Annotated in this window: 10 protein-coding genes; 4 read left to right on the forward strand and 6 right to left on the reverse strand. The window is 75.8% G+C overall.

Annotation, left to right across the window (positions count from 1 at the left end; genetic code table 11):
* Positions 1–48: 48 nt before the first annotated feature.
* A complete protein-coding gene (locus HLV61_RS22950; protein ID WP_369259727.1) occupies positions 49–1437 on the reverse strand; it encodes a nitrate/nitrite transporter in 1389 nt (462 codons plus the stop codon).
* Between the two features lie 148 nt (positions 1438–1585).
* Here HLV61_RS22950 and HLV61_RS22955 point away from each other — a divergent pair, with 148 nt between their 5' ends.
* Positions 1586–2377: a hypothetical protein gene (locus HLV61_RS22955; protein ID WP_369259729.1), complete on the forward strand. Its 792-nt coding sequence runs from the start codon at positions 1586–1588 to the stop codon at positions 2375–2377.
* A 16-nt stretch (positions 2378–2393) separates the two neighbouring features.
* Here the strand turns inward: HLV61_RS22955 and HLV61_RS22960 are convergent, their stop codons facing one another.
* The gene (locus HLV61_RS22960; RefSeq protein ID WP_369259731.1) at positions 2394–3908 is read right to left on the reverse strand and encodes an HAL/PAL/TAL family ammonia-lyase; all 1515 of its coding nucleotides are present in this window, start codon (positions 3906–3908) and stop codon (positions 2394–2396) included.
* 71 nt (positions 3909–3979) lie between these two features.
* Positions 3980–4768 (reverse strand): AraC family transcriptional regulator, encoded by a 789-nt coding sequence (locus HLV61_RS22965; protein ID WP_369259733.1) that lies wholly within the window; start codon positions 4766–4768, stop codon positions 3980–3982.
* A 50-nt stretch (positions 4769–4818) separates the two neighbouring features.
* Between HLV61_RS22965 and HLV61_RS22970 the strand changes: the two genes are divergently transcribed.
* Positions 4819–5268: a DUF2000 family protein gene (locus tag HLV61_RS22970; RefSeq protein ID WP_369259735.1), complete on the forward strand. Its 450-nt coding sequence runs from the start codon at positions 4819–4821 to the stop codon at positions 5266–5268.
* A gap of 67 nt (positions 5269–5335) precedes the next feature.
* Here HLV61_RS22970 and HLV61_RS22975 read toward each other — a convergent pair whose 3' ends face one another.
* The 3 genes from HLV61_RS22975 to HLV61_RS22985 are packed head-to-tail and all read right to left on the reverse strand — an operon-like array spanning position 5336 to position 10925.
* Complete coding sequence (locus HLV61_RS22975; protein WP_369259737.1) at positions 5336–5752, reverse strand: Rieske (2Fe-2S) protein; 417 nt, start codon at positions 5750–5752, stop codon at positions 5336–5338.
* Positions 5749–8268: a nitrite reductase large subunit NirB gene (gene nirB / locus HLV61_RS22980; RefSeq protein ID WP_369259739.1), complete on the reverse strand. Its 2520-nt coding sequence runs from the start codon at positions 8266–8268 to the stop codon at positions 5749–5751. Before nirB ends, HLV61_RS22975 begins: the two co-directional genes overlap by 4 nt.
* 29 nt (positions 8269–8297) lie before the next feature.
* Positions 8298–10925, reverse strand: a complete 2628-nt coding sequence (locus tag HLV61_RS22985) for a molybdopterin oxidoreductase family protein (protein WP_369259741.1) — start codon at positions 10923–10925, stop codon at positions 8298–8300.
* 164 nt (positions 10926–11089) lie between these two features.
* Here HLV61_RS22985 and HLV61_RS22990 point away from each other — a divergent pair, with 164 nt between their 5' ends.
* Positions 11090–11896: a TetR/AcrR family transcriptional regulator C-terminal domain-containing protein gene (locus HLV61_RS22990; protein ID WP_369259743.1), complete on the forward strand. Its 807-nt coding sequence runs from the start codon at positions 11090–11092 to the stop codon at positions 11894–11896.
* Between the two features lie 118 nt (positions 11897–12014).
* Positions 12015–12538: PRC-barrel domain-containing protein (locus HLV61_RS22995; RefSeq protein ID WP_369259745.1), on the forward strand; the 524-nt coding region annotated here is incomplete at its 3' end.

Below are 12538 nucleotides of genomic sequence, written 5' to 3' on the forward strand. Positions count from 1 at the left end.
GGCTCCGGGGCCGGAGAACCCCCGGGTGTGCAGATCTCGCGGGGCGGGTCAGACGCCGGCCGTGCGGGCGCCCGGGCGCAGGTAGACCGCCCAGGTGACCGCGACGCAGACGGCGTAGAAGGCGATGAACACCAGGTAGGCGGCGTCGCCGCTGCCGGTGGTCAGGAACGACTGGCGGAAGGCCAGGTTGACCAGCACGCCGCCGAAGGCGCCGACCGCGCCGGCGATGCCGATCAGCGCCCCGGACATCCGCAGCGCGTGCCGGTCGGCGGCGGCGGGGTCTCCCCCGGCGGCCACCTGCTGCTGCGCCTGCGTGCGGAAGATCGCCGGGATCATCTTGTAGGTCGAGCCGTTGCCGATGCCGCTGAACACGAACAGCAGCACGAAGCCGACGACGAACAGCGGCAGCGACCCCACCTGGCCGGCGGTGGACACCACCGCGGCCCCGGCCGCCATCGCGATGAAGGTGCAGAAGGTGATCCGGGCGCCGCCGAACCGGTCGGCCAGCGAGCCGCCGAGCGGGCGGACCAGGCTGCCGAGCAGCGGGCCGAGCCAGGTCAGCGACGCCGCGGCGAGTGGGGTGGCGAAGGCGTGCGCGAACTGGTTCTGCAGCACCTGGCCGAAGGCGAACCCGAACCCGATGAACGAGCCGAAGCTGCCGATGTAGAGGAACGACATGATCCAGGTGTGCGGCTCGCGGGTCGCCTCGCGCATGGCCCGCGGCTGGTTGCGCGCCGTCGACAGGTTGTCCATGAGCAGCGCCGCCCCGACGGCCGCGGCGACGATCAGCGGGACGTAGACGAGCAGCACGATCCGCGGGTGCCCGACGCCGGCGGTGGCCAGCACGAGCAGTCCGACGAGCTGGACGGCCGGGACGCCGAGGTTGCCGCCACCGGCGTTGAGGCCCAGCGCCCAGCCCTTGAGCCGGTCGGGGTAGAAGGCGTTGATGTTGGCCATCGAGCTGGCGAAGTTGCCGCCGCCGACGCCCGCGAGGCAGGAGACGACCAGCAGGGTCGTGTACGACACGCCGGGCTCGAGCACGACCGCGGTGGCGAGGGTCGGGACCAGCAGCAGCGCGGCGCTCACGATGGTCCAGGTGCGGCCGCCGAACGTCGCGACGGCGAAGGTGTAGGGCAGCCGCACGAACGCCCCGAGCGCGGTGGGCAGCGTGGTGAGCAGGAACTTGCCGGCCGGGTCGATGCCGAAGACCGGCTCGGGCAGGAAGAGCACCACGACCGACCACAGGCTCCACACCGAGAAGCCGACGTGCTCGGAGAACACCGAGAAGAACAGGTTGCGCCGGGCGACGCGCTTGCCGGTGCTCTCCCAGAACCCCGGGTCCTCGGGGCGCCAGTCGTCGATCCACCGTCCTCCGCGGGGTGGGCCCGGCGGTGCGGCGGGGACGGTGGACGGCGCGGTGCGGGTGGGGGCGGCCATGGTCGGGAAGGGTCGCGGCCCGCGGTTTCCCCGCCGTCGCCGTCGGGCTGGACTCGTGTTCCGATCTGCTCACCGCCCCTGCCCCGCTGTGGTGAGGACTCCGGTCCCCGGCCGACGCCGGGTGGCGCACCGGGCCATGATCGACGTCGTGGCGGAGTACACGGAGGCGGCACCGGGGCGCACGCTCGTCGAGTCCGGTCAGCTGGTGGCCGGGTCGATGGCGCGCACCGCCGCCGGTCTGCTGTTCGACGACGGGTCGGCGAAGGTGCGCCTGGACGACGGGCTGGCCGGGTGGCTGCGGCGCACCGCGACCACCGCGGACGTCGACCCGCCCGCCCCGGTCTCCGCCCGTGCCCGCTGCCGCGCCGGCGCCGCGCTGGCCTTCGCCGCCGAGCTGTCGGTGACCCGCGCCCACCAGGGCCGCGCCGTGCGCACCGACGGCTTCCTCACCCCCGGCCCCGGCGACCGCGCGCCCGCCGACGAGGTCGCCGAGGCCGCCGTCCTCTCCGCCCGGGACACCACCGAGGAGTGGCGGGTGCGCCACCTGGGCTACCTGCTCGCCGAGGCCGCCGTCTCCCCCGACCTCGACGCCGCCGTCGTCCTGCGCGGGCTGCGGCTGGCCACCGACCTCACCGGCCGGCAGTGGGTGCTGCTGGCCGCGGTGGGCCGGCGCGAGCGCACGCCGCTGCCGATGACGCCGGTGCCGCAGGACCCGCGCGGCTGGACGGCGTGGGGCGCGCTCGAGGACCTCTCCGACCTGCAGCGGCGCGGCCTGCTCGACCCGCCGCCGGCCACGCCCCGTCCCGGCGGCGCGGCGCTGCCCCGGCTGCGCCCGGTCGACCTGCGCCTGACCCGCCGCGGCGTGCTGGTGCACCGGCTGCTCGCGCTGGACTTCGTCCGCGATCCCGCCGTCGCCGCCGCGCTGGCCGACCTGGCCTGAGCCCGCAGGCGCCGCCTCACGTCGACGGTGCGTCGTCCCAGCCGGTCGGGTGCCCGTCGCCCGGGAGCGGAGGGCCGGGGAACCTCGCGCGCAGGGCCCGGTGGACGGCGTCGGGGTACGGCTCCGCCGCCGCCACCGCCTCGCGGACCAGGTCGAGCGCCCCGGCGGGCCCGGTGCCCAGCGCGGCCGGCTCCGGAGCGGTGGCGAGGACGTCGGAGGCCAGCAGGAGCTCGACGGCCAGGAGGTCCTCGAGCAGCGCCACCGACGCGTCGGCCTTCCGGACGCTCAGCGGGGCGCCGGTGGAGTGGTCCTCGACCCCGAGGTCGAGCGGCGGGACGTCCAGGGTCGCCGGCGCGGCCAGCTGCTCCAGCTCGGCGACCGCGGCGGCTGCGGGGTACCGCAGCGCCAGACCGTGGGCGGCCGCGGGCGGCGGACCGGCGAGCTGCCGGAAGAACGCCTCCCAGAGGTGGGCCATCCGGCGTTCGCTGAGCTGCCCGACCTGGGCGACGGCGATCCGCAGCACGTCGGCCGCGAGGGCGAGCACCATCGGGTGGAAGTTCCCGTTGCTCACCAGCGTCCGGTCCTCGACCGACACCAGGGGGTTGTCCGCCGCGGCGGCCAGTTCCGTCTCCACCGCCGCGCGCGCCGCGGCGACGTACTCCCGGAGCGCCCCGTGGACCTGCGGGACCACCCGGAAGGACAGGGCGTCCTGCACCGACACGGCGGTGCCGGGCGTCAGCAGGGCGCTGCCGGCCAGCAGCTCGCGGAGGTGGTCGGCGGCCGCGACCTGCCCGGGGACGCCCTTCGCCCGGCCCACGGCGGGGTGCAGGACCGACGGGTTGGCCCGCGTCGCCTCCATCGACACCGCGGCGGCGACGTCGGCCGCGTCCGCGGCCCGCGCTGCCCGGGCCACGACCAGCGCCGCCTGGCCCACCGACACCCCGTTGGCCGAGATGAGGGCCAGCCCGTCCTTGCCGGCCAGGACCAGGGGCACGATCCCGGCCCGCCGCAGCGCCTCCCCGCCGGCGAGGACCTGCCCCCGGTACTCGGCCCGGCCCAGCCCGACGGCGACCTGCGCCATCCCGGCCATCTGGCCGATGTCGGCCGCGCCCACCGAGCCGGTCCCCGGCACCAGCGGGTGGATCCCGGCGTTGAGCATCGCCACCAGCGTGTCCGCGACCGCCGGCGAGGCGCCGGAGCCGCCGCGGGCGATCCCGGCCAGCCGTACGGCGAGGGCGGCGCGCACGACCGGCACCGGGAGCGGCGGCCCGATCCCGCCGGCGTGCGACCGGACGAGGAACTCCTGCTCGCGGTGGACCTCCTCCGCGGTCAGGCGGGTGTTCCTCAGGTGGCCGACCTGGGTCGTCAGGCCGTAGACCGCGGAGCCTGCGGCGAGGGCCTCGTCGACGACCACCCGCGCGGCGGCGACGCGGTCGCGTGCCGATCCGTCCAGCTCCACCGGGGCACCGTCGACGACGGCGAGCAGGTCGTCGACCGACATGGGCGCGGTGCCGATCCGGACGGTGCTCATGGGCGGCCTCCAGGGCCGGGAGCGTACGACGCGCTCCTCGTCCGCGGGCCGTCCGCGAACGCCCGGGAGGGTCAGGCCGAGCGGGCGTAGGCCGCCGGCGTGGTGGCCAGCATGCGGCGGAAGTGCCGGGTCAGGTGGGCCTGGTCGAAGAAGCCGACCGCGGTCGCCACCTCCGCCGGGGACAGCCCGTCGAGCAGCAGCCGCCGCGCCCGGTCGACCCGCCGCCCGGTGAGGTAGCGGTGCGGCGGCAGCCCGTGCCGGCGGGTGAACGCGCGCACCAGGTGGGTGGGGTGCACCGCCCACGCGGCCGCCGTCGCCTCCAGCGAGACGCCCTCGGCCAGCCGCGCGTCCAGCAGGTCGCGCAGCCGGTCGGCGAGCGGGTCGTCCCGCACGGCCGGGGCCGGGGCGACGGCGCGGTCGAGGTGCTGCCGCAGCCGCTCGAGCACGAACGCCAGCCGGCTCTGCGCCTCCAGCCCCGCGGGGTGCGGCGCCAGCGCGGCGTGCAGCCGGGACACCCGGTCGCGCAGCACGCGGTCGGCGAACGCCGGCCGGTCGACGGCGGTGCCGATCCGCTGCTCCCCCAGCGTCGCCGGCTCCAGGTACAGCACCCGCTTGCGGAAGCCGCCGGGGAACCGCGAGCGCCCGTCGTGCGGCACCCCGGGCGGCAGCAGGGTGACCGCGGCCGGCGAGGCGCCGTGGGCGTGCCGGTCGAGGTCGTAGGCCACGGCGCCGTCGTCGACGAGCAGCAGCGTCCAGGCGTCGTGGGTGTGCGGCGGGTAGACGTGGTCGGTGAACCGGGCGTGGAACACCTCGGTCAGACCCGGCACCGCCGGGCGCCAGGCGACCACGTCGGCTGCCACGTCAGGAACGTACAAGACCCTGCGGTCCGCCCCGGCCGACGCTGGCGGGCATGGAGACGCTGATGACCGAGGACCCCGTCGACGTCGGCCCGCCGTGGCCCACGAAGGTCGCCGTCCTGCTCCGCGAGGACCTGCTGCCCTGGCAGGAGCTCAACGTGACCGCCTTCCTGGCCGGCGCCGTCGCCGCCGCGGTGCCCGAGCTGATCGGCCGGCCCTACGAGGACGGCGACGGCACCCGGTACCTGGCGACGATCCGCCAGCCGGTGCTGGTGCTCACCGGCCCGGCCGAGGTGCTCGCCCGCGCCCGCACGCGGGCGCTGGAGCGCGGCCTGCCGACGTCGGTGTTCACCGCCGGCCTGTTCGCCACCGGCGGGGACGCCGAGAACCGGGCCGCCGTCCGGGCCGTGCGCGGCGCCGAGCTCGACCTGGTCGGGATCGCGGTGCACGGGCCGAGGAACGTCGTCGACAAGGTCACCAAGGGCGCCCGCATGCACCCGTGAGCGGCGCCGTGTGCACGCAGCGTGGTCCGGGACGGCTCCCGGTCGCGCCGCGTGCACACGGCGCGCCTCAGACGTCGACGACGAGCACCCCGTCGACGTCGCGCACCGGGTAGAGCCGCACCGGGCGGCCCACGCCGCCGGTCGAGGCACCGTCGCTCCACCGGAACCCGTACAGGTGCAGCGGGCAGACGAGCACGTCGGGATCGGTCTGCCCGTCGGCCAGCGGACCGCCGGCGTGCGGGCAGGCGGCCTGCGTGGCGTGCAGCGACCCGTCGCGCAGCCGGAAGACGGCGACCTGCACGTCCCCGGCGACGACGAAGGCCCGCCCCTCCCCCGGCGGCACGTCCTCCGCCCGCGCGACGGCGTACGCGCGGCCGGCCGGCGGCGCGGCGGTGCCGGGGACCGCGACCCCGGTGGCCGGCGAGCCGAGCTCGGTCCCCGGGGTGGTGGGCGCCTCGGCGACCTCGAGGTGGGGAGCGCTCATCGGACCGGCACCTCCGGCAGCGGGACCAGCGGCAGCGACGAGGCGAACTGACCCGGTGTCGCCGGTTCGCGGCGGTCCTGGCCCCACGGGTCGGTGTGGGCGTCGACCGAGCGCTGCAGGGCCGCGTCGAGGTCGGCGCCGATCCCCTCGGCGTCCTCGACCACCACGCGCCGGACGTGCGCGAGCCCCAACCGCGGCACGAAGTCGTAGGTCCGCTCGAGCCAGTTGGCGTTCTCGCGGTAGTACTGCACGAAGCGGCCGGTCAGCGCGAGCACCTCCTCCGGCGACCCGACGGTGGCCAGCAGGTCGCCCTTGCGCACCGTGGCCCCGGCGGCGCCACCGACGTGGACCTCCCACCGGCCGTTGCCGACCGCCACCACGCCGACGTCCTTGACATAGGCCTCGGCGCAGTTCCGCGGGCAGCCGACGACGGCCATCTTGATCTTCGCCGGGCTCTCGATGCCCTGGAAGCGCGTCTCCAGGTCGATGCCGAGCCGCGTGGAGTCGCCCAGGCCGAAGCGGCAGAAGTCGCTGCCCACGCAGGTCTTCACCGTGCGCATGCTCTTGCCGTACGCGTACCCCGAGGGCATCCCGAGGTCCTCCCACATCGCGGGCAGGTCCTCCTTGCGCACGCCGAGCAGGTCGATCCGCTGGCCGCCGGTCACCTTGACCATCGGCACCTCGTACTTCTCGGCCACCTCGGCGATCCGCCGCAGCTGGGCCGGCGTCGTCACCCCGCCCCTCATCTGGGGGACGACGGAGAACGTGCCGTCGCGCTGGATGTTGGCGTGCACGCGGTCGTTGACGAACTCGGCGTCCTTCTCCCGCACGAAGTCGCTGCCCCACACCGTCTTGAGCAGCGAGGTCAGGCCCATCTTCGAGCGGGCGTCCTCCTTCCCCCCGGGCGCGAGCGCGGCGAACACCGCGGACACGCTGCGCAGCTCCTGCTCGCGGACGGCGGCGATCAGCGCCGGCTTGGTCAGCGGGATGCCAGGCACGTAGTACGAGGCGGCCGGGTCCTCGGTCACGTCGCCGTCGGCGGCCCACTCGACGACCTGCTCCACCAGCGCCTTGCACGAGCCGCAGCCCCTGCCGGCGCGGGTGCGGTCCATGACCGCGCCGACACTGCCGCAGCCGTCGGCCACCGCGCCGCAGATCGCGCCCTTGGTCACGCCGTTGCAGTTGCAGACCTGCGAGTCGGCCGGCATCTCGGCGACGCCGACCTCCTCCTTCCCGTCGGTGAGGTCGACCAGCAGCCGGATCCGCTCCTCGGGCAGCGCGCTGCCGCGGTCGAACGCCTGGGTCAGCGCGGCGACCTTGCGGGTGTCGCCGAGCAGCGTGGCGCCCACGAGCCGGTCGTCGCGGATGACCACCGACAGGTGCACCCCGCGCCGGGGTTCGGAGATGACGAGGAACTCGTCGGAGTCCCGCTCGGGGGTGCTCACGCCCATCGTGGCGACGTCGACCCCGGCGACCTTGAGCTTCGTCGCCGTGCGGCTGCCGTGGTACTCCGCCGTCGGGTCGGTGCCGGTGAGGACGTCGGCGAGCACCCGCGCGTGCTCCCACGCCGGCGCGACCAGGCCGTAGACGGCGCCGCGGTGCTGTGCGCACTCGCCGATGGCGTAGACGTCGGGGTCGTCGGTGCGCAGCTGGTCGTCGACGACGATGCCGCGCTCGACCTCCAGCCCGGAGCGGACGGCGACGTCGGTGTGCGGCCGGACGCCGGCGGCGACGACGAGCAGGTCGCAGTCCAGGCGCCGCCCGTCCCTGAGCAGCACGCCCTCGACGCGCCCGTCGCCGAGCACCTCGCCGGCCGGCGAGTCGAGGTGCACCGCGATGCCGAGCGACTCGACGCTCCGCTTGAGGATCGCGCCGGCCTCGGCGTCGAGCTGGGCGTTCATCAGGTGCGGCATCGCGTGCACCAGGTCGACCTGCAGGCCGTGGCCCTGCAGCGCGCGGGCGGCCTCCAGCCCGAGCAGCCCGCCGCCCATCACCACGGCCCGCGTGCAGCGCGTCGTGGCGGCCAGCAGGTCGCGGGTCTCGTCGATGGTGCGGAAGCCGTACACGCCGGGCCGCAGGCTCCCGTCGTCGCGCCGGACGCCGGTCATCGGCGGGATGAAGCTGTAGCTGCCGGTGGCCAGCACCAGGTGGTCGTAGGGCGTCGCCGTCCCGTCGGAGGCGTAGGCGACCTTGGCCGCGGTGTCGATCCGCTCGACCCGGACGCCGGCGCGCAGCGTGACGCCGTTGTCGGCGTACCAGTCGTGGCTGTTGAGGACGATGTCGTCCTCGTGCGTCTCCCCGGCCAGCACCGGGCTGAGCATGATCCGGTTGTAGTTGCCGTGCGGCTCGTCGCCGAAGACGGTGATCCGGAACTGCCCGCCGCCGCGCTCGAGCACCTCCTCGACGAGGCGGGCCCCGGCCATGCCGTTCCCCACGACCACGAGCCGCGCCCGGGGGTCGAGGTCGTCGTCGTCCATCGCGATCGTGGTCAGCCCCTCCGGCCGTCCACCGAGCACTCCGCTCCTCACCACACCCAGCCCGCGCACTAGACCTCCACCAGACCCAGGTCGACCACGAGCTCGCCGCGCACGCCCTCGGGTGCGGCGGCGTGCAGCTCGACGACGCACCCGCCGGGCAGGTCCTCGACCACCCGCAGCGGCACGTGCACGTCACCCTTGGCACCGATCGGGAACCAGCGCACCGGCTCGCCGTCGCGCAGCAGCAGGACGTAGACGAGCTCGCCGGTGGAGTTGCCGCCACGGAAGTACAGCGCCTGCGCGGAGGCGCCGGCCGGCACCTGGTAGCGCAGCGCCGGGTCGACCGGGCCGGGCTCGGCCAGGCCCTCCCCGGTCAGCGGGAAGACGCCTTGCAGGAACTTCGGGGTGCTCTTCACGCGGGAGGTCCTCCTCGGGATCGGACGGGTCGGCGTCCCGCCTCTCGCGCGCGAGAGGCGGGCAGGTGGGAGCGGGGTCCGCGCGGTGGCGGGTGCGTGCGGCCGCGGCGCCGGCTGGGTGTCGGCCGCGGGCGGGGGGACGCGTTCCTCGGGGCCGCTGACGCGGGTGACCGCGACCGCGCAGGCCTTGAAGGCGGGCATCTCGCTGACCGGGTCGAGGGCGGCGTCGGTGAGCGCGTTGGCGCTGGACCCGCCGCCCCAGTGGAAGGGCACGAAGACGGTGTCGGGGCGGATGGTGTCGGTGACCGCCGCGGCGAAGCGGGCCCGGCCGCGGCGGGTGGCCAGCTCGACCACGTCGTCGTGGGCGATGCCGAGCCGGGCGGCGAGGTCGGGGTGCAGCTCCGCGCGCGGCACCGGCGCGACCAGCTGCAGGCCCCTGGACCGGCGGGTCTGCGTGCCCGACTGGTACTGCGCCAGCACCCGGCCGGTGGTGAGCACGTACGGGTGGTCGGCGTCGGGCTGCTCGTGCGCGCCGACGTGGTGCACCGGCACGAACCGCGCGCGGCCGTCGGGGGTGGCGAAGCGCTCGGAGAACAGCCGCGGCGTGCCCGGGTGCTCCGGTGCGGGGCAGGGCCAGAAGACGCCCTGCTCGGCGTCGATGCGCTCGTAGGTGATGCCGGAGTAGTCGGCCGCTCCCCCGGCGCTGGCCCGGCCCAGCTCGGCGAAGACGGTCTCCGGGTCGGCGGAGAACAGGTGCCCGGCGCCGAGCCGGCCGGCCAGCTCGGCGAGCAGCTGCAGGTCGTCGCGGACGCCGTCGGGCGGGTCCGTCGCGCGACGGCGGCGGATGACCCGGCCCTCGAGGTTGGTCATCGTCCCGGACTCCTCGGCCCACATCGCGCTGGGCAGCACGACGTCGGCCAGGGCGGCGGTCTCGGAGAGGAAGAAGTCGCTGACGGCGAGGAAGTCGAGGTCGCCGAGCCGGCTGATCACGCGCCGGGCGTCGGGCGCGGAGACGGCGACGTTGGAGGCGAGCACCAGCAGCGTGCGCACCCCGCCGTCGGTGCCGAGCGCGTCGAGCAGCTCGAAGGCGCTGCGGCCGGGCACCGGCAGGTCGTCGGGGTCCACGCCCCAGACGGCGGCGACGTGCGCGCGGTCGGCCGGGTCGGCGAGCCTCCGGTAGCCGGGCAGCTGGTCGGCCTTCTGCCCGTGCTCGCGGCCGCCCTGGCCGTTGCCCTGGCCGGTGAGCGTGCCCCAGCCGCTTCCGGGGCGGCCGGGCAGGCCGAGGGCGAGCGCCAGGTTCGCCCACGCGGTGGCGGTGTCGGTGCCCGAGCTGTGCTGCTCGGCGCCGCGGGCGGTGAGGACGATCGCCGTGCGCGCGGAGGCCAGGGCGGAGACGGCGCGCCGCTGCTGCTCCGCGGGCACCCCGGTGATCCGCTCGACCCGGTCGGTCCAGTAGCCGCGCACCGCGTCGCGGACGGCCTCGAAGCCGGTGGTGCGCGCGGCGACGTAGGCCTCGTCGACCAGCCCCTCGGCGACGGCGACGTGCAGCAGCCCGTTGGCCAGCGCGAGGTCGGTGCCCGGCAGCGGCTGCAGGTGCAGGCCGGCGCTGCGCGCGGTCGCCGTCCGCCGGGGGTCGACGACGACGTGCAGCGCGCCGCGCTGGCGGCCGGCGTCGAGGTACTGCATCGCCGGCGGCATCGTGTCGGCCGGGTTGCTGCCCACCAGCACGACGACGTCGGCCTCGGCGACGTCGGCCAGCGGGAACGGCAGCCCCCGGTCGATCCCGAACGCCCGCACCGCCGCCCCGGCCGCCGAGGACATGCAGAACCGGCCGTTGTAGTCGATGGCGCTGGTGCGCAGCGCGACACGGGCGAACTTGCCGAACGAGTAGGCCTGCTCGTTGGTCAGCGACCCGCCGCCGAAGCAGCCGACGGCGTCGCGGCCGTGCTCGGCCTGGGTGCGCCGGATCGCCGCGACCACCCGGCCGAGCGCCTCGTCCCACGTCGACTCGACCAGCGGGCTGTTCCGGTCGCCGGGCACCGCGCGCACCAGCGGGCGGGTCAGCCGCTCGGGGTGGTCGAGCAGTTCCGGGGCCGACCAGCCCTTCGAGCACAGCCCGCCCCGGTTGGTCGGGAAGTCGAGGGGTACCAGGGTCGCAGGACGGTCCCCCGCGGTGACCGCCATGCCGCACTGCAGCGAGCAGTACGGGCAGTGGGTCTCGGTGGTCCGCGTGCGGGGACCGGCCGGTGTGGCGGCACCGGACGGGAGGGCTGCGGGCACGCGGACGAGCGTCCGGGGCCGCGGTTTCCCCGCGGCCACGACGGCGTCAAGGCTGGGTTCCGGGGACCTCACGACGCGCGGGAGGTCCCCGTGCGGCGGGGCAGGGCAGGATCCGGCGACGGGATCCGACGACGACGAGGTCCGACGAGGACGAGGGAGGGCCCGTGGTCCGGAACGAGGACACCGTCCCGATGCGTCGTCCCGACCCCGACCCCGCTCCCGATCCCGACTCCCCGGAGGGACGGGGTGGCGCGGCCGCCGTGCTGCCCGCCGGGCCGCCCGTCACCGGGCGGACGCCGCTGGACCGCCGTCGCATCCTCGGGGCGGCCATCGAGTTCATCGACCGCAACGGCCTGTCCGCCCTGACGATGCGCCGGCTCGGCGCCTCCCTCGGGGTCGAGGCGATGGCGCTCTACCGGTACGTGCCCGGCCGCGAGCAGCTCCTCGACGGCGTCGTCGAGACGGTGATCGACGAGCTGTACGGCGATCCCGACGTGCACATGCGCGCCGCCGGCGGCTGGCAGGACTTCCTCCAGCGGCTCGCCCACGGCGTCCGCCGGATCGCCCTCGCCCACCCCGAGGTCTTCCCGTTGGTGGCCACGCGGCCGCCCGCCGCCCCCTGGGTCCGCCCGCCGCTGCGCAGCCTGCGCTGGGTGGAGTCCCTGCTCACCGCACTGATCGACAGCGGTTTCAGCGCCGACGCGGCGGTCGCCGCGTACCGGGCCTACTCGAGCTTCCTGCTCGGGCACCTGCTGCTGGAGGTGTCGCAGAAGGGCGTGCAGATCAGCCCCGAGGACGCTCCGGAGGGCGTTCCGGACACCGGCACCGACCTCTCGCAGTACCCGCTCGTCGTCGAGCTCGAGGAGCTGCTGTCCCGGGACGAGTCGGCCGCCGAGTTCGAGGAGGCCCTCGAGAACCTGCTGGGCCGGCTGGAGGGCGTCCGGCGGGAGGGACGGGTTCCCGGGGAATAGCCGGACGCGAGGGTTTACGGCGTAAACGACCGGGCATCCCTGGAGTGGCCCGCTGACCCCCGGCACTCCGCCGCGTGAGGGAGCCGGCCGATCCCATACCCCTCTGCGAGGAGCGCACATGATCACCGACCAGCAGATCAGCGACGTCATCGGCAGCACCGCCGTCGGCCCCGACGGCAAGCACGGCAGCGTCGGCGAGGTCTTCCTCGACGACGAGACCGGCCGCCCCGAGTGGGCGACCGTCCGCACCGGTCTGTTCGGCACCAAGGAGGCCTTCGTCCCCCTGGCCGACGCCACCGTCTCCGGCGGCGAGCTGCGCCTCCCCTACGACAAGGCCAAGGTCAAGGGCGCCCCTCACGTCGACGTCTCCGCCGGCCACCTGTCGCCGCAGGAGGAGGAGGAGCTCTACCGCTACTACGGCGTGGGCACGTCGGGCACGACGACCGGGCAGGCCACGACCGGCCAGGCCACGACCGGCCAGGCAGTGACCACCGGGACGACCGGCCGCGACCGTGACCACGACGGTGTGCGCGACGACCTCGCCGGTCGCGCCGGCGTGGTCGGCCACGACACCTCGGGCCCGACGACCGACAACGCCATGACCCGCTCCGAGGAGCACCTCAACGTGGGTGTCCAGCGGGT

Source organism: Geodermatophilus amargosae (assembly GCF_041028265.1).
Lineage (GTDB): Bacteria > Actinomycetota > Actinomycetes > Mycobacteriales > Geodermatophilaceae > Geodermatophilus > Geodermatophilus amargosae_A.

What these genes read in the sequence shown, in the direction of transcription:
- HLV61_RS22950 (WP_369259727.1), bottom strand. Translation starts at nt 1,437, where the DNA reads ATGGCCGCCCCCACCCGCACCGCGCCGTCCACCGTCCCCGCCGCACCG.
- HLV61_RS22960 (WP_369259731.1), bottom strand. Translation starts at nt 3,908, where the DNA reads ATGAGCACCGTCCGGATCGGCACCGCGCCCATGTCGGTCGACGACCTG.
- HLV61_RS22970 (WP_369259735.1), top strand. Translation starts at nt 4,819, where the DNA reads ATGGAGACGCTGATGACCGAGGACCCCGTCGACGTCGGCCCGCCGTGG.
- HLV61_RS22975 (WP_369259737.1), bottom strand. Translation starts at nt 5,752, where the DNA reads ATGAGCGCTCCCCACCTCGAGGTCGCCGAGGCGCCCACCACCCCGGGG.